Source organism: Bacillus sp. FSL E2-8868 (genome assembly GCF_038005505.1).
Lineage (GTDB): Bacteria > Bacillota > Bacilli > Bacillales > Bacillaceae_G > Bacillus_A > Bacillus_A mycoides.
Genome location: NZ_JBBOTI010000001.1, coordinates 1040662 through 1066744, shown reverse-complemented (window position 1 = coordinate 1066744; position 26083 = coordinate 1040662). Strand labels below are relative to the sequence as shown.

At 33.7% G+C, this 26083-nt stretch carries 20 protein-coding genes and 1 pseudogene; 6 read left to right on the top strand and 15 right to left on the bottom strand.

All coding sequences use genetic code 11. The features are described 5' to 3' along the window. Positions 1–147 precede the first annotated feature (147 nt). Together NSS74_RS05685 and NSS74_RS05680 are read left to right on the top strand one after the other, a co-directional pair. Positions 148–1326, top strand: coding sequence for a DUF2515 domain-containing protein (locus tag NSS74_RS05685; protein ID WP_002128677.1), 1179 nt, complete (start codon positions 148–150; stop codon positions 1324–1326). Beyond that, positions 1301–1702: a CBO0543 family protein gene (locus NSS74_RS05680; protein ID WP_002128679.1), complete on the top strand. Its 402-nt coding sequence runs from the start codon at positions 1301–1303 to the stop codon at positions 1700–1702. Before NSS74_RS05685 ends, NSS74_RS05680 begins: the two co-directional genes overlap by 26 nt. Positions 1703–1729: 27 nt before the next feature. Here the strand turns inward: NSS74_RS05680 and NSS74_RS05675 are convergent, their stop codons facing one another. From NSS74_RS05675 to NSS74_RS05630, 10 genes and pseudogenes are all read right to left on the bottom strand, one after another. Further along, complete coding sequence (locus NSS74_RS05675; protein WP_002088014.1) at positions 1730–2152, bottom strand: YfmQ family protein; 423 nt, start codon at positions 2150–2152, stop codon at positions 1730–1732. A gap of 65 nt (positions 2153–2217) precedes the next feature. Continuing rightward, positions 2218–2889, bottom strand: coding sequence for an LrgB family protein (locus NSS74_RS05670; protein WP_002142825.1), 672 nt, complete (start codon positions 2887–2889; stop codon positions 2218–2220). Between the two features lie 23 nt (positions 2890–2912). After that, on the bottom strand, positions 2913–3269 hold the full coding sequence (locus NSS74_RS05665; RefSeq protein ID WP_002014630.1) for a CidA/LrgA family holin-like protein: 357 nt from the start codon (positions 3267–3269) through the stop codon (positions 2913–2915). Positions 3270–3302: 33 nt separating this feature from the next. Continuing rightward, positions 3303–4736, bottom strand: a complete 1434-nt coding sequence (gene pdxR / locus NSS74_RS05660; protein ID WP_002142827.1) for a MocR-like pyridoxine biosynthesis transcription factor PdxR — start codon at positions 4734–4736, stop codon at positions 3303–3305. Positions 4737–4803: 67 nt separating this feature from the next. Beyond that, the gene (locus NSS74_RS05655) at positions 4804–5601 is read right to left on the bottom strand and encodes an alpha/beta fold hydrolase (RefSeq protein ID WP_002142829.1); all 798 of its coding nucleotides are present in this window, start codon (positions 5599–5601) and stop codon (positions 4804–4806) included. Beyond that, the gene (bshB2, locus tag NSS74_RS05650; RefSeq protein ID WP_002033712.1) at positions 5601–6281 is read right to left on the bottom strand and encodes a bacillithiol biosynthesis deacetylase BshB2; all 681 of its coding nucleotides are present in this window, start codon (positions 6279–6281) and stop codon (positions 5601–5603) included. Before bshB2 ends, NSS74_RS05655 begins: the two co-directional genes overlap by 1 nt. Positions 6282–6313: 32 nt before the next feature. Continuing rightward, positions 6314–6508 (bottom strand): hypothetical protein, encoded by a 195-nt coding sequence (locus NSS74_RS05645; protein WP_002033711.1) that lies wholly within the window; start codon positions 6506–6508, stop codon positions 6314–6316. 193 nt (positions 6509–6701) lie between these two features. Further along, entirely contained in the window at positions 6702–7409 is a 708-nt protein-coding gene (locus NSS74_RS05640; RefSeq protein ID WP_002088023.1) for a GntR family transcriptional regulator, read from the bottom strand. Positions 7410–7439: 30 nt separating this feature from the next. Continuing rightward, positions 7440–8849 carry a glycoside hydrolase family 1 protein gene (locus NSS74_RS05635; protein ID WP_002142831.1) on the bottom strand — a complete coding sequence of 470 codons (1410 nt, stop codon included), beginning with the start codon at positions 8847–8849 and terminating at the stop codon, positions 7440–7442. A 205-nt stretch (positions 8850–9054) separates the two neighbouring features. Then, a pseudogene (locus tag NSS74_RS05630) lies at positions 9055–10044 on the bottom strand (phosphatidylinositol-specific phospholipase C). 381 nt (positions 10045–10425) lie between these two features. Between NSS74_RS05630 and NSS74_RS05625 the strand changes: the two are divergent. From NSS74_RS05625 to NSS74_RS05615, 3 genes are all read left to right on the top strand, one after another. After that, positions 10426–11223 carry a cell wall hydrolase gene (locus tag NSS74_RS05625; RefSeq protein WP_002142834.1) on the top strand — a complete coding sequence of 266 codons (798 nt, stop codon included), beginning with the start codon at positions 10426–10428 and terminating at the stop codon, positions 11221–11223. A 304-nt stretch (positions 11224–11527) separates the two neighbouring features. Further along, a complete protein-coding gene (locus tag NSS74_RS05620; protein WP_002142835.1) occupies positions 11528–12865 on the top strand; it encodes an NAD(P)/FAD-dependent oxidoreductase in 1338 nt (445 codons plus the stop codon). Positions 12866–13414: 549 nt separating this feature from the next. Further along, positions 13415–15334: an LTA synthase family protein gene (locus tag NSS74_RS05615; RefSeq protein WP_002142836.1), complete on the top strand. Its 1920-nt coding sequence runs from the start codon at positions 13415–13417 to the stop codon at positions 15332–15334. Positions 15335–15433: 99 nt separating this feature from the next. Here NSS74_RS05615 and NSS74_RS05610 read toward each other — a convergent pair whose 3' ends face one another. Continuing rightward, positions 15434–18217 carry a dynamin family protein gene (locus tag NSS74_RS05610; protein ID WP_002142837.1) on the bottom strand — a complete coding sequence of 928 codons (2784 nt, stop codon included), beginning with the start codon at positions 18215–18217 and terminating at the stop codon, positions 15434–15436. 486 nt (positions 18218–18703) lie between these two features. Here NSS74_RS05610 and NSS74_RS05605 point away from each other — a divergent pair, with 486 nt between their 5' ends. Next, positions 18704–18892, top strand: a complete 189-nt coding sequence (locus NSS74_RS05605) for a hypothetical protein (protein WP_159146988.1) — start codon at positions 18704–18706, stop codon at positions 18890–18892. A 453-nt stretch (positions 18893–19345) separates the two neighbouring features. Here NSS74_RS05605 and NSS74_RS05600 read toward each other — a convergent pair whose 3' ends face one another. The 4 genes from NSS74_RS05600 to cotE all read right to left on the bottom strand — a co-directional run bounded on the left by NSS74_RS05600 (position 19346) and on the right by cotE (position 26024). Beyond that, positions 19346–20332: a choloylglycine hydrolase family protein gene (locus NSS74_RS05600; protein ID WP_340813240.1), complete on the bottom strand. Its 987-nt coding sequence runs from the start codon at positions 20330–20332 to the stop codon at positions 19346–19348. Between the two features lie 353 nt (positions 20333–20685). Beyond that, positions 20686–22620 (bottom strand): DNA mismatch repair endonuclease MutL, encoded by a 1935-nt coding sequence (mutL, locus tag NSS74_RS05595; protein WP_002142841.1) that lies wholly within the window; start codon positions 22618–22620, stop codon positions 20686–20688. Positions 22621–22628: 8 nt separating this feature from the next. Further along, positions 22629–25301 (bottom strand): DNA mismatch repair protein MutS, encoded by a 2673-nt coding sequence (gene mutS, locus NSS74_RS05590; protein WP_002142842.1) that lies wholly within the window; start codon positions 25299–25301, stop codon positions 22629–22631. Positions 25302–25481: 180 nt separating this feature from the next. Next, positions 25482–26024, bottom strand: coding sequence for an outer spore coat protein CotE (cotE, locus tag NSS74_RS05585; RefSeq protein ID WP_002014610.1), 543 nt, complete (start codon positions 26022–26024; stop codon positions 25482–25484). Between the last annotated feature and the right edge of the window lie 59 nt (positions 26025–26083).

Sequence of the window (26083 nt, the reverse complement as noted above, 5' to 3'; positions counted from 1 at the left end):
GCTTTTACGAGCAGCCCCACCCTCACCTAACTTCTTTGCTTTAGCCGACTTTTGAGATGGGAGTCTTACTGCTCGTTAATAGCGGGATAAATGGAATGATTCATAACCAATACCACATTTAAACTCATAGAAAAGGGAGGTAATGGAATGTACCAAAGCAATTCAAACAATACGTCTAAAGAATTCTCAAAAGCACTCCCTCTCTCCCTATTCGACGTGAAAAACGAGTTACAACAAAAAAGCGATCTCATCTCTTCTGTTACCATATATAAATTAACGAAAGAAGAGCAACTTATCATCGATAAAATTAAAGCTCAGACAAAAGAACTAAATAAAAATAACGTCACAAGAACACGTGCATACTACCAATTTTACATTCAATATCCAGAAATACATTGGGCACTACTTGGGCATATCGTATCACGTAACGGTGGCTGGAATATGACAGATTTAAAGGGAGATTTATATACGAGGCTTTTATCCGAGAAAGATCAAATTACATTTTTCTCTTTTTTAGAAAGAGGAAATTGGCTCATTTTCCAAGATGTATATCCTCAATTTTTACTATATGAGCAAAGTGTAAAAAAATCAAAAAAGCTATTTCACCTTCTCACTCACTTAAATGTTTCTACATTTATGGAAACAATGTGGAACGATTTTTGGAAAACAGGTAACAAAAAAACATTAGCGATCGCAACTATTATTAATGAACAAAACTACTTAGAAAAAAGAGTTATTCAAAATGCACACTTTAAAAAGACTGTATTAAATAGTATTGGATTTAAACTCTTTGATTTTTTTCAGTTTAATCATATCCTTTTCCCATTTTACGAAAATGATAAAAAGCAAAAAGTATTACTATTTGGTGATACAATGAAACATTTCACTTCTTTGCATGAACGAATTTCACTTGGAAAACGGTTGTATTCATTGTTATTTCGGGATACACATATTTTATCTCAAATAATAAACTGGGTCCATCACCATCCACATACAGGCTCAAGAAAAGATTACTGGCCTCATTTATTTTCTAGTGTAAATGAATCTTTTTCACGTGAGTTTTATAAACGCCGAATAAAGAAATGCCAGTTACGTAGTGACGCGTATCGTATATACAGCCCTGCACTCATCTATGCATGGCGGGATATGAAACATGAAGAAGTTGAAAATGAAGATTGGTTTAACGATTGGCAAGTTGTAAATTATTTAGTTGATAAGGAGGAAAATATAAATGGAAAAATTACAGAAGACTACTGCAAAACACTCGAAAAAATTGAACTCGCAATTCTCGCAAAGAAAAATGTCCTCCTTCGAGAAGAAGAATGATTTTTTAGCATTATTAGTTACAGTCTTACTTTCTTCTATTATTGGAACTTGCTTAGATGCTTTCTTTGTGCATACACAAATATATTCCTTTCCAGTTAGACCTTTCTCATCTATATTTTCAGTTAACATAGGCTTTACGTTGTTTGTGCTACCAATTTTAACAATCATTTTCATACAAATTTCAAAAACATTATCTGCAGTTTCTAGAACTATATTTATTATTTTAATAGGGCTTTGTGCTAGTATTTTTGAACAAGTTGCTGAGCGGTTAGGTTTATTTGTACATAACGGGAATTGGCATCATGCTTATTCTTTATTTGGATATATCATTTTCTTTTCTCTTATTTGGAAATTATATACTTGGATGCAAAAATAAAGAGACCGTTATAATAACGGTCTCTCCTTAAGCATAATCTTCAGTTACTGCTACTGAACGACTTTGAAGGCTTTTTGATCGCAAACGATATGCAACTACTTTCTTCTTATATTGCTTTACTACATCAACGTGTTCCTCGTAGCTATATATAGAAAATCTAATCTCTCTTTTTCCTTTCTTCGTCTCCATGACTATCGGTGTACCATTCCCTTGCGGCGGAAAATAATGTTTATCTAAAAATAAAGCCTCGTTAAATTCATGAATAACTTGAAGTTTCATTTCTCCTTCTATACTTTCCCCATCTACCGTTACAGTAGTATTTTCCTCATCAAGTTTTTGGTGTAACTCAAATCTACTAATAATTGATTCTACAACAGAAGTTGGCATACTAGAAACTAGTACTTTAAGAGCACCAAAAATAAATAATGTAACTATAAACCATGTTGTCATTTTAATCATCTCCATTACGCTCTAAAATGAGTAGTATTATGCTCCTTATTACGATTCATTAATTTTCAAAATAAAAATTTCACTCCATAAGGTACTAATATACTAATAAGTATCCCTGTTACAATCATCGTTACCGAACCGATAGTTGCCTCTTTCTCTCCTTCTTTCACTAGACGGCTCACACCAATAATATGTGATGCACAGCCCATCCCCACTCCTTTTCCAATCGTACTTGTTATTCGGAAAAACTTAAGTACTGTCGGTCCGATAATAGCACCTGTTATTCCTGCAACAACTACAAAACTAGAAGTCATAGATGGAATGCCACCAATTTGATCCGCTAATGAAATGGCAATAGGCATTGTCGCTAATTGTGGTAAAGTTGTTAATATAAGTTCCTTATCTATATTTAAAATTCCACCAATCACTACATTCATACTCGTTAAAGCCACTATACCTATCACTACGCCGATTAGTATCGCTAAAAAGTTTTTCATAAGTATCTCTCGCTCTTTAAATAGAGGTATGGCTAACGCTACAATTGCAGGACTCAAAAAACCTGAAAGAATGTCTCCCCCATTTTCCTTATACTCATGATGAGAAATACCAAATATCAAAAATAAGCAAATCATAATTGCTGTAACTGTTAATACCGGTAACGTAAATGGTAACGTAAATTTTTTATATAACTTTGTCGCCAATAAATAAATTACTACAGTAATAATAATTAAGACCATTTGAATCGTGCACCTTGTCGATTTTATTTTTTTGATGTTACTAATAATTGACTTACATACCCTGAAACAATCAATGTTACTACCGTACTTGCAACTACTAAAAGGAATATAACACTCCCCTTACTTAAAAGAAAAGATCCATATTCCATTAATCCTGTTGTCGAAGGAATTAGAAATAACGGTAAAAATACTATTAACTTTTCTGCCCCTACCTCAAACCACTTTAATGGAAAAATACGAGTAGAAAGGAGTAGAAACAATATTAACATCCCTATTAAACTTCCTGGCATCGACAGATGGAATACTCCTTGAATCCACGTACCAGCTAAGCTAAACACATATAGCACGCCTACTTGAAGTAAAAGCGTCACGTACTTCATTTCTTTCCCTCATTTCCATATTACGCTTCGCTATTATGAAATCTCATTTAATGTTTCCGCAAACCTTGTAACTCCAAGCTGAATTTGTTCTACATTCGCTCTGCCAAAAGTAAATCGGATATAGTCACTTTTCGAACCTAGGACGCTTCCTGGGACAAATGCTACACCATTTTGTATAGATTCACCTAGTAAATGATATTCATCAAACGTTCCTTGCACTTTGCACCATAAATGTATTCCGCCCTCAGGAACAAAAAATTCAATCTGATCCCCTAATATTTCTTCAAGCTTTCTAATTAACTCATCTCTTCTTTGTTTCAGTTGTCCACGGAGCATCGTAATATGCGTATGAAAATCCTCAGATTCTAAAAATTGGTTCGCTACCCACTGTGTAAATACACTATGACCGAAATCAACTTGCTGCTTCGCATCTGCCAATCTCTCAATTACGCGCGTGGGGCCAATTACCCAACCAATACGTAATCCTGATGCAACAATTTTTGATAATGAGCTCACATAAAGAACATTCCCATTTTGATCCATTGATTTCAATGTTGGATTCACTTCTCCATTAAAAGAAGTCAAACTATACGGATCATCTTCTACAATCGGTATACCAAATTCAGAAGATAGTTCTAAAACCTTTTTACGTCTTGCCAATGAAAGTACCGTTCCAGTTGGATTTTGATAATCCGGATTTAAAAACACCATACGAATGCGATGCTTTTTGTGCAAATCGATTAAGTCATCTGGATTCATACCATGCTGATCAACTGGTAAACGGAATATTTTTAAACCTGCTGATTTAAACATCGGAAGTGAATAACAATAGGAGGGATCCTCAATTGCAATCGCATCTCCAGGCTTTAACAAACATTGAACGATAAGATTAAGTGCTTGCTGAGCTCCAGATGTAATAAGAATAGAGCTTGAATCTGCTTCTATTTGTTTATATTGCTCGACATGTGCCGCAATGGTTTTTCGCAACATTTCATTTCCAAGCGGATGGTCATAACCGAGATTTCCCATAAATGTTTTCTCCGACAAAATTGTTCGAAATCTATCACTCGGAATTAAATCTGATGACAATTCACCACTCGCTAAATTGATTAAATCATCTTTTTGTGTTTCCGTTCGAATTTGTTGAACAAGTGGTACATTAGGTAAGAACGATCCATCCTCAACGTACCTACCCCAGTTCGGTATTCGTTTATGTGACACACCCCATATATCTGTATTCACCCGAGTGCCGCTTCCTTTTTTCCGTTCTACTACCCCAAGTGATTTCAATTCCTCATAAGCAGCTACGACCGTACTCCGGTTCACTTGTAAATTCTGTGCTAACATACGCTCGGAAGGTAATTTTCTATCAGAAGGGAATTCACCGGTAGAAATGCCTCTTTCAATGTAATCAGCAATTTGTTTATAAACTGGTATCTTATCTTCACGATTCGGTTGCCATTCCATTTAGTTCCCTCCTCTCCAAGCTGGTGTCCTGAACTCATTAATAACAGTATTCACTGCAAAAATGGTATTAATCAAGCGCATGATTTAAAAATGCCTCTACCGTCACATTAAAGCTAGTAGGCTGTTCTAAATAAGGCAAGTGCCCACTATTTTTCAACTCAACGAAAGTCACGTTTCTCAGGTGTTTTTCAAATTCTCTCACATACTTTTCCGGAACAAAATAATCATTCTCTCCTCGTATTATTAATGCAGGACATGCAATGTTAGAGAGGTATGGTCTTTGATCGTAATCAACTAATTCAGCGAATAGCCTTTGAATATGCGTCGGATGAATCGTTTGTAGGGATTGATGAAATCCTCGGACAATTGCATCATTATCTTCTACTCCCATTGCTCTCAATAACGTATCAGCCCAAGTTTTCCCTTTATCCTGCAAGCTAAGTAAATCATATACTTCAAGTCGTTCTTTACGATCTGCCGGTTCTAAATAGGGAAATGCATTTACAACAATTAAGCTAGAAACAAAACGTGGATATTGAATAGCAAAATCGATACCCACTCTAGCTCCTTTTGAAAGACCACAAATTGTTACTGATTTTAGCTTTAAATGATTACATAACTCATATAAAACATTTGAATATTCTTTAAAACTAATTTCCATCCCTTCGGATTTCCCATGCCCAGGTAAATCGAGTGAGATTACGGTCCATGTCTTCTTGAAGTATTTTCTTTGATATAACCAATTATTCGAATTTCCTCCCAGACCGTGTAAAAACAATATGACAGGACCCGATCCTTCTATATTGTAAAAAATCTTTCGATTCTTATATTCAAAATACATATTCATCACCTTCAGATGTAGCATCACATATTTTTATCTTTGAATGAATATATCCAAAACGGTTCTCTTTCTAACCACTCAACTGTGCCTGAAATACCGTCTTCATACTCCCTTTCCAGCTCATCCACTTTAGTTGTAAATTGTGATGCATGTGCTCGTAATGCTTCCAATTTTTTCGGAACATATTTTTTCACTTCATTTTTAAAATCTGGAGGTCCTATTTCGTCTTCATGATTTTTCGAAAAAGCTACAGCATAAAAGGCTGGTCGTTTACTTTCCGAAATATTAGCTAAGGCCTCTACTACTGCTTCCCCTGTTGCATCGTGATCCGGATGAACTGCATACCCAGGATAGAAAGAAATAACTACAGAAGGATCCAATTCTTCAATACAGTTTTGAATCAAGCTTCTTAATTTTCCAGGCTCTTCAAATTCAAGAGTTTTATCACGATATCCCATCATACGTAAATCTTCAATCCCTAAAATATTTGTAGCTCGCTTTAACTCTTTCTCTCTAATTGTATATAAAGATTCACGAGTTGCAAAAGGTGGATTCCCCATCGCTCTCCCCATTTCACCAAGTGTTAAGCAAACATAAGTAAGAGGGACTTTCTGCTCAGTATAAGCCAAAATTGTTCCAGCCACGCAATACGACTCATCATCCGGATGCGGGAAAACAACTAAAACGTGGCGCTCATTTTTCATCAATATATTAACTCCTTCATCATATACAAACTTTATAAAATAACGACCGCATACCAAGTAACTCCTACAAGAAGCACTAAAAGAAGAATGACATAGATAGCGGATAAGTTTTTCACATTCCTCTTTGTAGACTTACCGTAATTCTCTTCTACATTTCGTGCGACTAGTACGGTCCCAAATAGTGATACAACTACAATAATAACAACTAGTGAAATCGCAAAACTCATTGTCTTCCACCTCTCTAAGGCCAGTCTATTTTAAAGCATGAATAAAATACTACCTTTCTTCTCTTATCATAATAGAAGTTTGTAAAAAACGGACCAACCACTTTTGTGTTTTTTTGCTCATCCACTTTAAAAATAAAAAGCAACTGCTCACTTAGGACCAGTTGCTTTTTTACAAGGCTACTTATATTCATTTTCAATTAAAATTAATTCGATTTAAAAGTTTGGTCTTTTCATAATGAAACATTGATTGAGATAGCTCGAAAATTGTTCCATTTACAAGATAAACTGTATTTTCAATAAGAAGCGCTGGATCACCTTCATTTAGTTCTAAAAGCTTTGCATTTTCCTTATTTATTTTTTCACAACTAATAACTTTATCGGCAAAGCCAATATTTAATCGTAAATCTTCAATGAAATAACTGTATACAGAACTTAATGCTATTTCTTCATTCAAATAAGGAATGATATCTTTTTTGAAATAACTTACTTCAATAGAGAATGGTTTCCCATCTACAATTCTTACGCGCTTCAAGAAATATAACCTAGTTCCAATCTCGCATTGCATCCGTTCTACTATCTCTTCATTTGCCTCTATTACTTCAATCTCTAGCACTTTCGTTTCAATATTTTGTGAAACGAGATTTTTCGTTAATCCGCGTAAACTTCCTAAATTAATGTAATCTGTTACAGAAGTTTCACGTAAAAACATACCACTACCTTGCACTTGAAAAATATAACCTCTATTCACAAGCTGACTAATTACTTTCCGTATCGTATTACGGCTTACTTCAAATCGATTCATCAACGCTTCTTCTGTAGGTAATTTTTTCGTTTCATTAAAAAGCCCATCTCGAATGTTTTGCTCTAACACATCTGCAATTTGTTTATACTTTGCACTCATACATTTTCTCCTAAAATACTCTTTTATCTGTTATAACTCTTCTCCTCTCGTTTCGATCACATGTTTATACCAATGAAACGAAAGTTTCTTCTTACGTTTTAAGTTATCATTATGATCGACAAAAATAAAGCCATATTGCTTTTTATATCCATTTAACCAACTTAACAAATCAATAACTGACCATGCATAATAACCTTTTAAATTAATTCCCTCTTGAATTGCACACTTCATTACTTTTAAATGCTCTTCAATAAATTTAATTCGCGGAACATCTACAATTTCTCCGTCAATGATTGGATCTTCATCACCAAGTCCATTTTCCGTTACATACATCTTTATGTCACCGTAACGCGCTTTCAACATATGCAATCCATCTAAGAAACCTTCGGGAGATATTTCCCAACCCCATTTGGTATATGTTTTATCATCCATTTTTACTGTTCGATAAAAACCATCAAAAGAAGGATTACCTGGAGCAAGTGTTGAGTTTTCTCGAGAATGCTCCTCGCTCTTTATATCCATATCATATCTTTCTACTCGTATTGGCTGATAATAATTCAAGCCAATAAAATCATTTTTTTCGGCATTTTGTTTAATGATTTCTAATTCTTCAACCGTCCAATTAGGAGTCCACCCATTTTCCTTTAATTGTTGTACAACATAAGACGGATACTCACCTTTTAAAACTGGATCGTAGTACCAATACGTTTCATATTCATTCGCATGATTTGCTGCTAGTATATTTTCTTTTTGATCATCCACACTATAAGCAGGTAAGAAAACATGTGTAATCCCTATCTCCCCATACTGTTTCAGCTGCTTGTACACCGCAACTGTTTTCGCATGCGCATAAAATACATAATGAGTCGCTTGAAAATACTTTGGAACATCATTTTGTATTCCTGGTGGATGTGCACCTTTTAAATAGCCTAATCCACAAAACATTACTGTTTCATTAAAAGTAATCCAATGTTTCACTCTATCACCAAATGCCTTAAAGCAAATTTCTGCATACTTTACAAAAGCCTCTGCTGTTCGTTTATTCGTCCACCCACCATCTTTTTCTAACGGTAATGGTAGATCCCAATGATATAAAGTGGCAAACGGTACAATCCCGTACTTTAAACATTCATCAATTAAATTGTTATAAAATTCAATTCCTTTTTCATTTACCTCTCCATCTCCAGTCGGCAATATTCTCGCCCAAGAAATCGAAAAACGATACGATTCCAATCCCATCTCAGCCATTAAACGAACATCTTCCTTATATCGATGATAATGATCAACCGCTACATCACCATTTGTTCCATCGTATGTTTTGCCAGGAATTTTTGAAAACTCATCCCAATTCGTAACACCTTTTCCATCCTCATTCCATGCACCTTCTACTTGATAAGAAGCTGAAGCAGCTCCGAATAAAAAATCATGTGGAAACTTCATAATATATACCTCCGTTTCATTAGAATAAATCAAATTCATTACTATATATAAAATTTATAGGTACAAATTTTATATGTAGTAATTATAGCTTAAGTTTCGATTTTTTTCTATCATGAACGTACGATATGTAAAACTATATTTGATGTTAATTTTTAGAAAACAAAAAAGAAGCGACGTATTTCATCGCTTCTTACTATGACAATCTTTACTCTTTTACAAGTGACTTATTCGCTCTTATAACTTCTTGATAAAGTATTGGGGACCATTTTTCATTTATATAATCTTGAATTACCCAGCCAACTCTCGTAGGATTCTTTTGCTTCATATAGCTTGCAATTTCAGGATTTATGTAGGACGCATAATAATATGGACTATTCCATGCTGTACCACCAGAAGACAAGCTTGTAAAATTAATATATAGATGATTACACTCTTCACTGTTGTTAATCGTTTCATTTATAGTATCTTTAATAGATGTTACTTTCTCATCATAACTCACTTTATATTTATCTTGTACTGTTACATTTACATTTTGATTTACAGTTGTCGTAAACGTGTCATTATCTGGCCAATAAAAATTATTATATCCTCCAGATTCATTACTACCACTGTATCTTTTTAGTAGCACAATTTTCCCTCGAGCATCTCCAAGTCTTATATTCCCTTCTGTTTTTAAAAAGATAGGATCAAGAAAATAATTTTTTTCAAACGTACTACTAAATGAATCTTCTGCCCCTTTCATATCCTCATACTCTTTTTTTAAAGACATAATAATCGTTTCACTTGGATTATCTTTTAAAAATTGTTTCGCTTCATTTATAAATTCATGCAATGTTACATAAAGATATAATGGCCCATGATGAAGAACTATCGTATTATCATCTGTTAAACGCCCTCTAATATCAAAAATTCTAGCTCCGTGATCCATTTTGTAACGAAAATTATATTCTTGCGTCATTCCCCATACTTGCTTTATCGGATTTTGCAACTTGAACGTTCCACTATCATGTGTTCCTGGAATTGAAATTCGTGCTAACGGTACGTTATCGGGTATAGGTTACATCCATTTTGACCAGTTTTCAAGCCCATTACCAGCGCTAGCAGCAACTGCTTGCTTATCATTGAAAGCAAATACAAATGTGCTAAGTATAGTACTACATATGAATAATTTCAAAATAAACTTCTTATTGCTCATTTTTATTCCTCTCTCTTTCTGTTTTATATCACACTTATTGAATATAACATAAGCTACTTAATAAATAACATTTCATAAATATGGAATATTGCATATAAGTAAAATTTAAAAACATCCACATATTCTCATCTCAATGCATTAAAAAAATTTAATATCCCTTTTCACTAGATAAATTATAGTAAGCAACAACTCGAACTTCAATGGGCTTTCATATGCAATATTTCATATTTGGGTCCTACATGATATAAATAAAAAACTTATAATGATTATTTATTCTATACGTGCTAATATACTTATATTAAAATATAAATACATATCTTATATACTCTGAACTACATTACTCAACAGTTAAAACTTAATTTTTTATTGGGAGGATTTACAATGAAATTATTAAAAATAAAACATATAATTCCTTTATCTGCGGCAGCAATTACATTCGTATGTAATCAAGGTGTAGCTGAGGCTTCCACCATTCATACAGTAAAAAAGAATGATACACTTTGGGGTATCAGTAAACAATATGGAGTTTCAATACAATCTATTAAACAAGCAAATAATAAAGGAAAAGATCAAACTTTTATTGGTGAACAGTTACATATTCCAGGATCCATGAAATCAAATGAGGTCACTGTTCATCAAAACGACAAACCTAAGAACATCTCTGGACAAATTATTTATCAAGTACAGCCGGGAGATTCATTAGAAATTATAGCAAAGCGTTACAATGTTACCGTTCAATCTATAAAACAAATTAACAATACAGTCGGAAACAAGCTTTATACAGGACAACATTTAAAAATCAATTCAAGTATTTCAGAAAAAGAAAAAGACTTAATGGCACGCTTAGTTACTGCTGAGGCAGGTGGCGAATCATATAAAGGAAAAGTAGCGGTGGCGAAAGTTATCTTGAATCGTGTAAATGCAAATGGTTTTCCAAATACAATAACAGGTGTTATTTATGAACCTATTAAACGCGGATATGCATTTACTCCTGTTACCGATGGTAGAATTAATCAGCCTGCAAGCGCAGAAGCAAAAATGGCAGTAGAAGAGGCTATCTCTACAAATGGAATACATTCTGATTGGCTTTATTTTTATAATCCAAAAACTTCAACAAACAAATGGATTACGACACGTCAAACAGCAGCGGTAATCGGTAACCACGTCTTCGCTAAATAAAACTATAATTCTCTTCAAATTTATGCACTTAACAACTATTTCCAATGATTAGCAGACCTCTTCACTTAAAAGGTCTGTTTTTTTTTATATGTAAGATTTTATTAATCATATGACATAGTGATCATTTAAATCTATTTCTTCTTTCAAATAAAAACATTTGTATTTACTCCACCACTCGGAGAAATTAAAAAAGCATCAAGTTCAAAAACTCCCTGTTTATTAATAAAAGCTATTTCTTAACTTCATAAAAGTGTTATACACTAAGAAAATAAAAAACAAACTATTCGTTAGCAGGTGAAAGAATATGTATGATGTTACAATTATCGGAGCTGGAGTAAGTAGCATCTTTATGGCTTATTCATTAGCCCAAAGTAACAAAAAGATTTTAATTCTTGATAAAGGTAAAGCGCTAAAAGATCGCCATTGTCCTTTAGACCAAGGAAAAGTGTGTAATTGTACTACATGTGATAAATATTTCGGATTTGGTGGTTTAGGAAAATCTGAAGGGAAATTTAATTATACAAATGGATTTGGTGGCGAACTTGAGCAAAAAGTAGGTAAAAAAGCTTTTATACAACTCATGGCTGAAGTAGATGAAATTCTATGTCAGTTTGGTGGAAGTTCCGTTTCAAAATATTCTACAGAAAATCTAAATCTCACTAAGAGAGCTGAAGCGTGTGGTTTACAAATGCTCACAACAGAAGTAAGGCATCTTGGCACTACACTTTCAAGTAACATTTTTCAGCAGCTCTACGAATTTTTACTTACGAAAATAAATATCCGATTTCATATAGATGTAGAGCATATCATAAGGCAGAAAGATCATTTTAGAATAGCTACAAATCAAGGGATAGTTCAATCTAAGCAACTCGTATTTGCAACAGGACGTTCCGGGGCTGATTGGTTAAAAGAAATGTGCTCTTCCCTTGAAATTGCACAGGAACAAACCCGTATAGATTTAGGTATTAGGGTAGAGATGAAAGAACATCAATTACGTTCTATATTAAAAGATACATTTGAGACGAAACTTTCTTATCAGCATGAACATTTCACGGCTACTACTTACTGTATGAATCCAAAAGGACGCATTATTCGAAAGTACGAAGAAGGTTTAGTTATGCCTGACGGTCAAAATTTTCGAGAGCAAGGAACTGGCACTTCTAACTTAAATTTCACTTTATTTATCCCACGCTATTTTCCAACTCTCAAAGAAGCAAATGTATACGCAAGTTCAATTATTAAAAGCATTAACCAAGGACGAGATCGGATTGTTATACAGCGTTTAGAGGACTTAATAAAGAAACAACCTACAGCGGAGAACAACATGAAACATAATCGTATACAGCCTACACTACACGGAGATTATGGAGATTTGAATGAAGAAATTCCTCAATTATATATTGAAGGAATCAAAAAATTTTTATTACGTTTAGAACAATTTATCCAAGAACCTATCGATAAAGATACTTTATTATATGGAATTGATGGAAAGTTCTATGCTCCTACAATAAAAATCAATAACCACTTTGAAACAAGTATGAATGGGCTATTTTTAATTGGAGATTGTTCAGGCGTCACTCACTCATTATCTCAAGCAGCTGCAAGTGGTCTGTATGTTGGAAAATATTTATCAGGTATTTAAACTTTTTAATTAAGATGCCAATCAAATGTTTTAAGTTTCACCAACACTTTACTTATCTAATAATAGCTTTAACGAAATTATTATCCCTCCCCCGCTGATGATTAAGCCACAAAGAATCAGGATTTTACGGGATATATTGAAAACACATGAAAAACTACATTCTATATAGAATGTAGTTTTCTACTAATTAATATAACCGTTTTCTTCAAGTTGACTTTTCTGAAATTTCAAACTTATTGAATGTCAACGGTTTAAAAACCATCTATTCATTTTCACTTTCATTTGTTCGATATTTTGTAACATCGCCGTAGTGTTTAATATGTTAGGATGTCTATAAGTATTTTTTACTACGACTATGACTTTTTCTGCTCTGTTTCAAAAAAATTAGATGTATGTTACTTCGCTTTAAAATTCTCCATTGTATGTATATGAATACTTCAAATTATTACCTTTAGAAAAATATAATCTAAATGGTTCACCACACTCTAATAGTTATAAAAACATAATATATAACCTTAGTTAAATAAACTCTATAAAGAAGGTGTAAAAATGAAGAATAAAATAAATTTACAAATGCAAAATATAAGCTTTGTTTTAATAATTGCTTTAGCAGTATGGTTAAAAACATATCTTATTACGCGATTCAGTTTTGATTTGAAAATTGAGTCTTCCACACAAGAACTTATTTTGTTTATTAGCCCTCTAGCTGCATCATTAGCATTTGTTGGATTAGCATTATTTGCAACTGGTGAAAAGCGAAATTATATAGCGCTATGTATTAATTTCTTATTAACTATAGTTCTCGTTGGAAATGTAATGTTCTATGATTTTTATAGCGATTTTGTTACGTTACCAGTACTTGGACAAACATCTAACTTTACACAGTTAGGCGGCAGTATTAAAGAAATATTAAACTACAAAATTATACTCGCATTCGTAGACATTATTTTCTTCTTTATTTTGTTAAAGAAGAAATCGATAGTCTTTAAAACAGGACGTGTAACTCATTCTGCACGCTTGTTATATTTTCTCTTAACGATTGGTGTATTTTTTGCAAATCTACAGCTTGCAGAAAAAGAACGACCTGAATTATTAACGAGATCCTTCGACCGCGTAATGCTTGTGAAAAATTTAGGACTATACACTCATCAAGTATATGATTTAACACTACAAGTAAAAGCTGGATCCCAAAAGGCACTTGCAGATAGTAGTAAATTACAAGAAACTGAAAACTACGTAAAGGCAAACCATAGCGAGCCGAATCCTAACATGTTTGGTGCAGCTAAAGGAAAAAACGTAATTGTCGTTACTCTTGAATCCTTGCAAACCTTTTTAATAGGTGCATCCGTCAATGGTCAAGAAGTTACACCGTTCTTGAATGAATTCATAAATGAAAGCTATTACTTTGATAACTTTTTCCACCAAACTGGTCAAGGAAAAACATCAGATTCTGAATTTCTAATAGATACATCGTTGTATCCATTAAATCGAGGAGCTGTATTCTTCACGCACGGTAACAACGATTATACTGCGACTCCAGAAATTTTACGTCAGCAAGGTTATTTCACTTCTGTATTCCATGCGAATAACGCAACATTTTGGAATCGTAACATTATGTACTCTGCTCTCGGTTATGATCGTTACTATAATGAACTTGATTACAAAATTACACCCGAAACAAATTTAAATTGGGGATTAAAAGATATCGAATACTTTGATCAATCCGTAGATATATTAAAAACTGTTGATCAACCATTTTACGCTCGTTTCCTTACTTTAACAAACCATTATCCATTTACGTATGATGAAGATACAAAATTCATTGAACCATACAACTCTGGTAATGGCGTATTTGATCGCTACATCGTAACAGCACGTTACTTAGACGAATCAATTAAAAAATTTATTGAGCGTTTAAAAGCCGAGGGAATGTATAATGATTCTATTATTGTGTTATATGGTGATCATTATGGCATTTCTGAAAAACATAATCGCGCAATGGCACAGTTTTTAGAAAAAGATCAAATAACAGAATTTGATACTTTAAATTTACAACGCACACCCTTATATATTCATATCCCTGGCCAAACAGAAGGTCAAACTATTTCAAAGCCTACGGGACAAATTGATATGAAACCTACTATTCTAAATTTATTAGGGGTTGATACTACTAACGATATCCGTTTTGGTCATGATATGTTTTCAGATGAATATAACGGATTTGTTGTTTTCCGTGATGGCAGCTTCGTTACAGACAAGTATGCATATACAAATCATACTTTTTATAATCGAGAAACAGGTGAGATTGTAGATTTACCAAAAAAAGAAGCTCAAGAAATGATTAACCGTGCACAAAATGAGTTACGAATGTCTGACAAAATTATTGAAGGCGATTTATTACGTTTCTCAGAAAGTAATAAAATTAAAACTGGAGAAGTAAAAACTAAAATTAAAGAAACTGAAAAGTAATCTATATAAAGAAAGGGAGCAACTCATTACGGTTGCTCCCTTTTCCCCTCTTATAACACATGATGCAATTTTATATAAAAAACTTGATATATTTTACTTTTATTCTACGCTTGTTTCTAAAGTTAAATCTGTATAGGCATTATCCTCACCTATATTTAAGATTACTTCACATTGACGTAATCTCAATTCAAAGAGCGTTATAGGATCATGATAAACTTCAGGGTTTGATTTCATTTTATGCAGTTTATCTTGTTTTTCTTTTATTTCTAAATGAGTGTTTTTTACAGCTTGTTCCAACGAGCCAAATGGATTTCTAAAGAACATATTAATATCCCGCTCTTGTGTGTTTTCAAATAGCTCAAACTGCAAGAAAAATTTCTTCATAATAGAAGCCGTTACATCGGTATAATCTTCATTTTCTAAATACTGTTTGTATTTGTTATATAGCATAGCTTTATTTTTAGGAAGAACTCCAAATAATTTACCGGCACTTTTCAGTAAAAATTGTGCTGGCGTAAATCGGCGTAAAATATTTACTTCTTCCATTTGTATTCTAGTTGTCATTCTATCAGTATCTCTGCGCCAGTCATCAATTACTTTAAAGTCACATTCTAACTGTATTCGATTTTCTCCAAATAAAGAATTAAGTCCTTCACTGGTTTCTGCTAAGTACAATTGACTTTGAAGGAGCTCGTTATTAGAAGTCGCAATCCAATTTTGCATAGAGCGAGCAAGATTAGGTAATACAGTTTGTTCTAGATATTGTTGCACCCTTTCATTCATCGCTGTATTTAGTTCAATATCAATGTGCCCAAAATCACTTTCTTCACTAATTAAATCGGAACAACTCTGCAATAGTTTCGGAATATGTTCTGTAAGATCATTAGTAATTTCGTTTTTCATTGTACGATATGTTTCTGTAATTAAATGAATTTTTTCCTTCTCAAAAGCAGTAAGGTTATTAATACAAGCATTTAGTTTAACTAACATATCTTCATTCCAATTAATAGAATCCACTAGATTATTTTCCCTCTCGACGCGTTTATCCAAAAGATATGTAATTGTTTTTCGAATGAAAAACAATAGCTTTTCAGTACGTTCTGCATCGATATTTTTATGGTTAAAGTTAAAATGAATAAACTCAGTTAAATCGTTTAGTTGTTTACTATTTGTATATAACGAAGAATAAGGGAAAACTCTTGCATTAGGGAAATATGTATTTATTCTCACTTGCGTATCTTGTATAACTCTTTTTGCTTCTGCTTCATTGTAAATGTTATCGATTTTATTTAATAAGAAATGAACTTGTAGATTTGGTGTATGTTCTTGGATACTTAATAGAATGTCACGTTCTTTGTCAGTAAAAGGTGAATCCGTATTCAATACGAATAATAATTCATCTACAGAGTTTAAATATTCAAACACCTCATCTCTCGCGTCATTGTTCCTATTAAAGCTAGGTGTAACAACGAATGTAAGTTTATTTTTACTTAAAAACCTGCATGGTAATTTAAATTCAACACACGCTCTATCTCTATATGTTTGACGATGCACTGCCATCATGTTATGGAAATCAGAGAAATTCTCAGTTGTTGTAATTTCCGAATCTGTTATAGCGTTAATTTCTGTATAAGCGTCATTTTTAAAAACAACTACATTTGAGATTGAGTTTTCTAATATATTTTCTCCTAAAATAGAGTTAATAAATGAAGCTTTTCCGTTCCCTGAAGTTCCAGTTACTAATAGGCGATTTGTTCTTAAATCTGCAAGCTCACCAACTAACCAGCTAAATCGGTTACCCATTTCTAAATCATGTTCTTGTGCCCAGTGTGTAATAGATTCAAAAAGATGTAAACTATACTCTAAGCCATTCACATGATTAATAGAATATGACAGTAGGTCTTCTGCATCTTTTATATCCGCTGAATCTATTTTAGAAGGAAAAATCTCATCCCATGCCAATACTGCTGCAGATGGAAATACAGCATGAGATGGATTGACTACCTTTAACCAATTTGTTAACAGGTTTGGAATGATATCGTGTAATTGTCTAAGCATATATTGACCTTGAATTAATTCAAAGTATGTTTCTTCGTAAAGAGAAGAAATTTCGTCCCATATATCGGACGAATGTATTTCGATATGTATGAAAAATTCATTTATTGTGTTGAGCCATAATAAGTAATTTTGTTCATCTTTATAGCTGTGCCAAAGTGATGAAACAATTTGCGTAAATTGTACTTGATCTACATTATTTAATGTAACTAATACTTTATAAAAATAGTCTGGTGAAATATTTTTAGTAAATCCTTTATCGATATATTCTTTTAGAACCTCAAACCACGGATAAGATTCTGTTCGAATTAACTCGTTCACAGCAAGCTCTACTGCACTATCAAAATCTTGCTGTTCTTCATAAAAGGAACGGGCAATTGTTGTGACGTTTGGATAATCGGGATTTAAAGAAACCGCTTCTTTTATAACAGCGAAAGCTGAATCAAAATTATTTTGCTCGATGTAAAGAGACAGTAATTGCAGTACAATTTCAGTCATAAGTATTTTATTATCAGTAGTAATGGAAGTATACACGTTTTCAGCAACTGATAATTGGTTAAGTTCGAAGTAAGCATCCGCAATATTTTTTTGTGCCCATGGCGCTAATTCATTACTAACTTTCTCCCATTTAAAAATAGCTGCTTCAAAATCTTGATGGTGATAATAAAATTCACCTTGTGCAAAACGAATATAAGATCCATCAGAAATCTCATTTTTTTCTTCGTTTACATAAGCTTCTCCAAGTACTTGAAGAGGTGGGTGTGTTTCATTCTCCATTAGGAATGTTTCATAATACATCTTTTTTATTAATTGCTTTTCTAATCTCATCTTTTCCCCCACTATATCTCGAAAATACATTTTTTGAGATATGTCAATACTTTTTTGTATGTATGCTTTTTATCTTAACAAAGAATTCCTTTTGAAAAATTTCATTTTCCTTTCATTTTTCAAGTAAGATTGAATTTTTATGAGAAAAGTTTCAGTTTTTTTTCAATTCCCTTTCATTTGTGAAACAACATTAAATGTTCCTAATAACCTAATAACACTATAATATTCCAAATTATATTATCAGGAAAACTATATATATATTACATTATAAAAACAATCTATAACGAATATATATGCAAGATTCCCTTCGCTAATAAATAAAAGAAATCATTATAATATATTTCTCACATTGTTTTCCTTTGAAATATTTCAGTAGTTACGTAATTAAATTCCATTAACCTATATAAATAACTAGTCCAAAAAAAATCTATATGCATATCATGTTATAGTAAAGAATTCAGGAAATCCTAAAAAGGAGGCATTTTCATGTTTGAAGATAAATCTAAAATAAATTACCCATATGAATTTACTGAAACTACAACAGTCCCTCTAAAAAACCCCATCAATAAAACTTTCAAAAACGGCTCTGGTACACATACTTTCCCAATTAAAAAACACTATAAAGAACAGGTGCTATATACGGAAAAAATTAATAATAATAATAAAAATAAATAATCATATAGATCCTTATAACAATTAACAAAGTAAGAATCTATGTTTAGCCGTGCATAGTTACTCTTTTAATAATGTACAACCTTTATTTTAAAATCCACGTACCTTTTAAAAAGTGCTGATATACAGCGCTTTTTTATACATAAATAATGGAAGAACTTGAATTATAAATATAAGGTATGGATTTTTTTCCATACCTTTTTTGTTCTTTGCTATTTATAAATGGAGTACGCTCATGTTTACTTTGCATAATAGCACTTTAATGGCCCTTCTAGAAATCGTTGTATTGAATTTATATAATACCTTGAATATTTTACGTCTATTTTCTCTTAAGGGATATTTATTCAGGTTATTTATTAGATTATCAATTATTTCCCTTCCGATCCCTAATCTTTATAGACATTATTGCTCTATTATATATATTTTAAAATTTACCAAACGCAGTTTCAAAGCTACTTAGTTTTCATAAAATATTTTTTGTTTCCGTTGGAACGAATAGGCTTTAATCTCATCTGTATCTAAATTTTCATGAAATAAATGAATAGCTATAATTTGTCTACAATCGTAGGTATGATAATAATATGTTCCGGACTCCATACACATTACGCTTGTATAAATGGTATTATCTAACGTACCTTCTTCTGTTATTACTCCGCCTTTAGGAACCTCGCAATTTGATAAGATATGAAAAAGGGCTGATACTCCCTCTTCTTCGCTATCTATACCTTGAATGTTTTGTTTGCCATATGCTGCCCGCACAAACCTTGATGGCGGGGTGAAATCCCCAGGAAGTCCCATTGAGCCTGAACCCTGACCAAAAGCACTTAATGGTAAATTACTCCACTCTGTTGGCGAGAATGGCTGCGATTTAAGGCCAATATATTGTCTTAAATTTTGTAAATGCCAATCAAACTCCGGACTATTCGTCATCACTCCTAGTGGATTGTCATACATTTTTAATCCTTCATTTGTCGGCTCCAGTACAATACAATCTCCCCATTTATCCGCTAAAATCCAATGTAGTGGTGGCGTAAGTCCTAAATCCGGTAATGGTATATCCAAAAAGGTAAGGCTATCTACAGATTTCTTTAACTCTTTGACAGAATTGAATTGTGTAAGACTCCAAGTCACAAAATCAAATGGAGCCAGATTCGTTTTGTTATTATCTATACTTTTACTATAAGTAGCGAATCCTGGAAAATAGAGTGTTGCACATGTCATACCTGCTTCATTTACTCCGTCCGCCATAATGACCCTTCCTTGATGATTAATCCCCATTCCGACCGTAGCATGTTTCGTATTGATGATTTCACCAGTTATATTATTCCACTGGTAATGTCGAGGAATGATTATTACTTCTTGATTCAAATCTAATGTAAAATCCATCGTTCTTGCAAAAAGGTGCTGACCGTTTTTTGTCTGTAATGTCAAACTAGTACACATAAAGAACACCCCATTTTATGATTTTATCTACACTTTACATAATTCTGATAAATCTGTAAATTAAAAACCCCTTTCCTTACAAAAAAATGAGAAAGCACATATAAATTACAAATAGGTTATCTCTAGTTTATAAATGAATTTTTAAAATATAGTTGCAAAAGAATGATATTAAAAAGGAGCGACTTGTTACTATCGCTCCTTTTTATTTCTCTCAATATTTTATTAAAATAACTGTAGAGAACATTGCTATTACATATTTATTTTATTTTCTTTCAACACATATAAATAATACTAGGCACTTTCAAACCGTTTCAAATAACTCGGAACGAACTTTTTCTCTTTGGACATTAACCCTACATAACCCTCTTAAACATCTTCTCCAACTCATAAGTAGAATGATGCACCAGAATCGGTCTTCCATGCGGACATGTATATGGGTTTGTTGTTGTACGAAGTTCTTCAAGTAAAGCGAATATTTGATCGTTCGTTAAATATTGATTTGCTTTAATTGAAGCTTTACAGCTCATCATAATCGCTGCTTCTTCACGTAATTTTTTAATATCAACTTTTTTTAGTTTGACGACTTGCTCCATCATCTCATCAATGATTTCTGTTTCTTGTCCTTTCGGGAACCACGTTGGATGCGAACGAACGATAAAGGATTGATGGCCAAACTGCTCTAAAAATAGTCCGACTTTTTTTAATTCTTCTAACTGCTCTTCGACACGTAAAAATTCGGTAAGAGATAAATCGATGCGGTACGGTACAAGTAATTCTTGTACTTCTTGCGTAACTCGTCCCACTTTATCACGGAAATATTCATAATTGATGCGCTCCTGCGCAGCATGCTGATCAATCATATATAGCCCGTTATCATTTTGAGCGAAAATATATGTTCCGTGCATCTGTCCAATTGGATAAAGCGGCGGTAAGTCATTACCGTTCATTTCAATCTCTTCTATCTCCCCGACTTCTTCTTCCAATTCCTCTAATTCAAAATCGTCATCGTTGCTAGTCCATTCCTTTTCCTCCCGAACCGTTTCCGGCTTAGAGGATGGCTGCCAGCTTTGCTCTTCTCTTACGAGTGACTGTGGTGGTTGCCATTCTTGCTTCGGCGGTTGCCACAGTTGTGCTGGTTGTTTTACAGTCGTTGTTTCTTCTTGTTTCTCATCCATTCCTGTTGGTAAAACGATGTTAGGCATAGATGATTCTCTCGGTTTTGTATGCTCAAACTTGAACTGTTCTTGCACACTTTCATCTTTTTCTTTTTTCTTCGTTGTTACACCAGCATCTGGAATGAGTTGTATTTTTTTGAATGCCGATTGCAATGTTTCTTCGATAAGCTTTAGCAATTCTTGTTCTTTACTAAAGCGTACTTCTAATTTTGCTGGATGTACGTTGACATCAACAAGCATTGGATCCATTTCAATTGATAAGAAGCCGATTGGGTATCGTCCGATTGGCAATAACGTATGATATCCTTGCTGAATTGCTTTCATTAATACGAAATTTCGAACGTAACGGCCATTTACAATCGTTGACATATAGTTACGCGACGCTCTCGTTACTTCTGGTAATGTTACATATCCCTTAATTGTAAAGTCTAGAGATTCAGCTTCAATCGGAATAAGCTTCTTCGCAACTTGAATGCTGTAAATCGATGCAAGTACTTGTCTTACATCACCGTTTCCTGATGTATGAAGCAATTTCTTTTCATTATGAAACAGTTTTAACGATACTTCTGGGTGAGACATTGCAATACGATACACGATATCTGTAATGTTCCCAAGCTCTGTATGAATAGTTTTCATATATTTAAGACGCGCTGGTGTATTAAAAAATAAGTTTTGTACAGTAATATCTGTTCCTTTTCGGCTTGCCGTTTTCTCTTGTTTTATAATGTCTCCACCTTTAATACTAAGGTGTGTACCAGGCGCATCACCTGTGCTCGTAATTAACTCTAATTCACTCACTGAGGCAATACTCGGCAGGGCCTCTCCGCGGAAACCGAGCGTTCTTATACGAAATAAATCATTTTCATCTTTAATTTTACTCGTTGCGTGTCGTTCAAATGCAACGATACAATCTTCTTCAGCAATACCATCTCCATTATCGATGATGCGAATCTTCGATAATCCAGCTTCTTCTAAGTGGATTTCAATAGATGTACTATTCGCATCGATGGAATTTTCCACGAGTTCTTTTACAACTGAGGCAGGGCGCTCTACTACTTCCCCTGCCGCAATTAAGTTAGAGAGTTGATCATCGAGTTTGCGAATTTTCCCCATCTACTTACTCATCCTTTCTTTAACTTTTTCTGTAAACGATACAGTTCATTCATCGCTTCTAAAGGCGTCATATCGAGTAAATCAATCTTTTTAATTTGTGCAAGTACTGCCGTTTCTTTTGCATCTAGAACTGACTTGTCTTGTTTTTTCGAAGACTGTTCTCCACCAAAGAATGATAATTGCGATTCTTCCTCAGTCTCTACTTTCGTCTCTTGTATTTCTGCTGGTTCTTCTTTTACAACAACTGGTTCTGGAGCGACTTCTGGCACTTTCACTTCTACTCGTTTCGGAATAACAATTTCTTCCTGTCCTTCTAGTTGTGCTAACACTTCTTTCGCGCGAGCGATTAAGCTCTCTGGAAGCTCGGCAAGTTGAGCAACGTGAATTCCGTAACTTTTATCAGCCGCTCCATCTTGAATTTTATGAAGGAAAACTACTTTTCCATTCTCTTCAATTGCTGAAACATGTACATTCTTTAGTTGGTCTAAACTTTCTTCTAACACTGTTAATTCATGATAATGTGTAGAGAATAATGTTTTCGCACCAATTTGGTCATGAATATGTTCAATGATTGCTTGCGCAAGTGCCATACCATCATACGTAGATGTACCGCGTCCAATTTCATCGAATAAAATTAAACTTCTCTCTGATGCATTTGCAATTGCATTTTTCGCTTCTAACATTTCAACCATAAATGTACTTTGACCTGAGATTAAATCATCCGCTGCACCAATTCTCGTAAAGATTTGATCGAAGACAGGTAATACTGCTTCTGTCGCTGGTACAAAACAACCAATTTGTGACATAACAGTAACAAGTGCTAATTGTCTCATATACGTACTTTTACCAGACATGTTCGGTCCTGTAATTAAAAAGACATCCATCTTCTCCGGCATAATACAATCATTCGGTACATACAATTTCCCGTTCAATACTTTTTCAACGACAGGATGACGACCATCTTTAATAAAGATTTCGCGCTTATTTGTTAAAACAGGTTTTACAAACTGCTCTTCTTCACTAACTGTCGCAAAGCTTTGCAGTACGTCTAGTTCACTAATTACTTTCGCTAAATGCTGTAATTTCGGAATGAATACTTTGACTTCTTCGCGAAGCGCTGTAAATAAATCGTATTCTAATTGTACAATTTTCTCTTCTGCTTCTAAGATTAATGTTTCTTTTTCTTTTAATTCATCTGTTATGAAACGTTCAGCATTAGCAAGCGTTTGTTTACGCTCATAGCGCCCTTCTGGAAGTGCTCCAAGATTCGATTTCGTTACTTCAATGTAGTAACCGAAAATACGGTTGTACCCGATTTTTAACGATTTAACTCCTGTAATATCACGCTCTCGTTTTTCAAGCTCAGCGATCCACGTTTTCCCGTTTTTACTAACGTAACGATATTGATCAAGCTTGTCATTATAACCGTCTTTAATAATATCTCCATCTTTAATAGAAAGCGGTGGGTTTTCTTGAATACTTCTTCCTAGTAATTCAGTTAAGCTCTCACATGGATCCGCACCTTGAATTAACCTTGCAGCATAAGCATTATCTAACAGACTAATCGCTTCTAAAATAGCTGGTACTTGCAGTAAAGAACGTCTTAATTGTAATAAGTCCCGTGCATTTACATTACCAAATGCAACTTTCCCTGCTAAACGCTCTAAATCATATACTTCTTTTAATTTTTCTTTTAAATCTTCACGTAAGAAGTAATCATTTACAAATGTTTCAACCATTTCTAAACGCTCTTCTACTTTTTCTTTTTGGATTAGCGGACGTTCCATCCACTGTTTTAACATACGACCACCCATAGCCGTTTTTGTTTTGTCTAATAGCCATAATAATGATCCTGTTTTTTCTTTCGTGCGAAGTGTTTCTGTCAGCTCTAAATTTCGCTTTGAATGCACATCAATTTTCATAAATTGATTCGTGTAATAAATTTCTACTGGTTGCAAGTGATCTAACGAACGTTTTTGTGTTCTTATCACATAGTTAAATAAGCGTCCAATTGCTTTAATTAATTTTGCTTGGGAAACACTTTTCACAAGATGTTCTAATCCTTCTGGAATAGTTATTGTATCTTCATACGAAATCGTCATTTTTAATGTTTCAGTTAACTTATTTAATTCATCTTTTGAAAATGTAGAATCTACAACAATTTCTTTTGAACCAGTCGCATACACTTCTAATAAAATATCTTCTACTGAACCAGTTAATAACGTCACTGTATTTTGTCCAGTCGTTAAGTCATTACAAGCTAGCGCATAAGATCCATCTTCGAAATGTGTTAATGCTGCTAAGAAGTTATTCTCCTTCTCGTCTATTGTACGCCCTTCCATCATCGTTCCTGGCGTAATTAGTTGTACTACTTCACGACGTACTACACCTTTAGCTGTTTTTGGGTCTTCCACTTGCTCACAAACAGCTACTTTATATCCTTTTTCAACAAGTTGTTCAATATAATTTTTAGCTGCATGATGCGGTACACCACACATCGGTATACGTTCACTACTACCACCATCTCGGCTCGTTAATGTAATTTCAAGTTCATGAGCTGCTTTAACCGCATCTTCAAAGAACATTTCATAAAAATCACCTAATCGGAAAAATAAAAAGGCATCTTGATAGTCTGCCTTAACCTTTAAGTATTGCTGTATCATAGGCGTATATTGCGTCATGTCTTTCCTCCATAATTCTTACATAATAATCTATATTCATATATGTCACACTTCACGGACATCCATATCTCCTATTCCAGGAGTCTTTCCTCATTATAGCACATTTCATAAGGAATCATGTTCATGCAGAACCACTTATGTACTGTAAAAAGCTAGGAAGAACTTCTCCCTAGCTTTCTCTTACTCTTCTTCTGCATCGACGATAAAGTTCGGATCTAATTCTTCAAACTCATCATCATCGACTTGGAAATCCTCGTCTGATTCTACGCAACCTTCAGGATTTACACTTACACAAATTTTCGTTTCCCCAACTACTTCTGTTACAAATTCACGTTCTACCGTCACAACAATTTTATTACCATTTGGCGATACAAGAGCTTCTAAACAATTTGGCGGCTGAATTACACGAGCGATAATTTCTAAATCGTCACCAGAGAAGTTTTTATCACGATACCCAATACTTACTTCATCATTGTAGTTAACACGTTCTGTTACAACTTCAGTCTTTGTGTTTCCATCAAATGAATACCAAGTGTTTACATCATAGAAACCTTCAATTTCCACATGTTTTCCATTCTTTCTCGCTTCGTACGAATGGTTAATTACCCAGCACCCTAAAATACTTGTTGGCTCATTATTCGATTCACATGTATGCGTTGACTTTGTATACTTACGTCCTTTTCCAACCACTGCTTTTGTAATAATCTCTCTAAATTCGGACATTCGTAACCCTCCTCAATCACTATTCACTTAATCATATGCGTGACAATAGCGGAATGTGT

Coding starts and splice junctions, on each gene's coding strand:
- NSS74_RS05655 (WP_002142829.1), bottom strand. CDS start 5,601: ATGCTACATCTGAAGGTGATGAATATGTATTTTGAATATAAGAATCGA.
- mutL (WP_002142841.1), bottom strand. CDS start 22,620: ATGGGGAAAATTCGCAAACTCGATGATCAACTCTCTAACTTAATTGCG.
- NSS74_RS05625 (WP_002142834.1), top strand. CDS start 10,426: ATGAAATTATTAAAAATAAAACATATAATTCCTTTATCTGCGGCAGCA.
- NSS74_RS05640 (WP_002088023.1), bottom strand. CDS start 7,409: ATGAGTGCAAAGTATAAACAAATTGCAGATGTGTTAGAGCAAAACATT.
- NSS74_RS05605 (WP_159146988.1), top strand. CDS start 18,704: ATGTTTGAAGATAAATCTAAAATAAATTACCCATATGAATTTACTGAA.
- bshB2 (WP_002033712.1), bottom strand. CDS start 6,281: ATGAAAAATGAGCGCCACGTTTTAGTTGTTTTCCCGCATCCGGATGAT.
- pdxR (WP_002142827.1), bottom strand. CDS start 4,736: ATGGAATGGCAACCGAATCGTGAAGATAAGATACCAGTTTATAAACAA.
- cotE (WP_002014610.1), bottom strand. CDS start 26,024: ATGTCCGAATTTAGAGAGATTATTACAAAAGCAGTGGTTGGAAAAGGA.
- NSS74_RS05665 (WP_002014630.1), bottom strand. CDS start 3,269: ATGAAGTACGTGACGCTTTTACTTCAAGTAGGCGTGCTATATGTGTTT.
- NSS74_RS05615 (WP_002142836.1), top strand. CDS start 13,415: ATGAAGAATAAAATAAATTTACAAATGCAAAATATAAGCTTTGTTTTA.
- NSS74_RS05685 (WP_002128677.1), top strand. CDS start 148: ATGTACCAAAGCAATTCAAACAATACGTCTAAAGAATTCTCAAAAGCA.
- NSS74_RS05620 (WP_002142835.1), top strand. CDS start 11,528: ATGTATGATGTTACAATTATCGGAGCTGGAGTAAGTAGCATCTTTATG.
- mutS (WP_002142842.1), bottom strand. CDS start 25,301: ATGACGCAATATACGCCTATGATACAGCAATACTTAAAGGTTAAGGCA.
- NSS74_RS05675 (WP_002088014.1), bottom strand. CDS start 2,152: ATGACAACATGGTTTATAGTTACATTATTTATTTTTGGTGCTCTTAAA.
- NSS74_RS05635 (WP_002142831.1), bottom strand. CDS start 8,849: ATGAAGTTTCCACATGATTTTTTATTCGGAGCTGCTTCAGCTTCTTAT.
- NSS74_RS05645 (WP_002033711.1), bottom strand. CDS start 6,508: ATGAGTTTTGCGATTTCACTAGTTGTTATTATTGTAGTTGTATCACTA.
- NSS74_RS05610 (WP_002142837.1), bottom strand. CDS start 18,217: ATGAGATTAGAAAAGCAATTAATAAAAAAGATGTATTATGAAACATTC.
- NSS74_RS05600 (WP_340813240.1), bottom strand. CDS start 20,332: ATGTGTACTAGTTTGACATTACAGACAAAAAACGGTCAGCACCTTTTT.
- NSS74_RS05680 (WP_002128679.1), top strand. CDS start 1,301: ATGTCCTCCTTCGAGAAGAAGAATGATTTTTTAGCATTATTAGTTACA.
- NSS74_RS05670 (WP_002142825.1), bottom strand. CDS start 2,889: ATGGTCTTAATTATTATTACTGTAGTAATTTATTTATTGGCGACAAAG.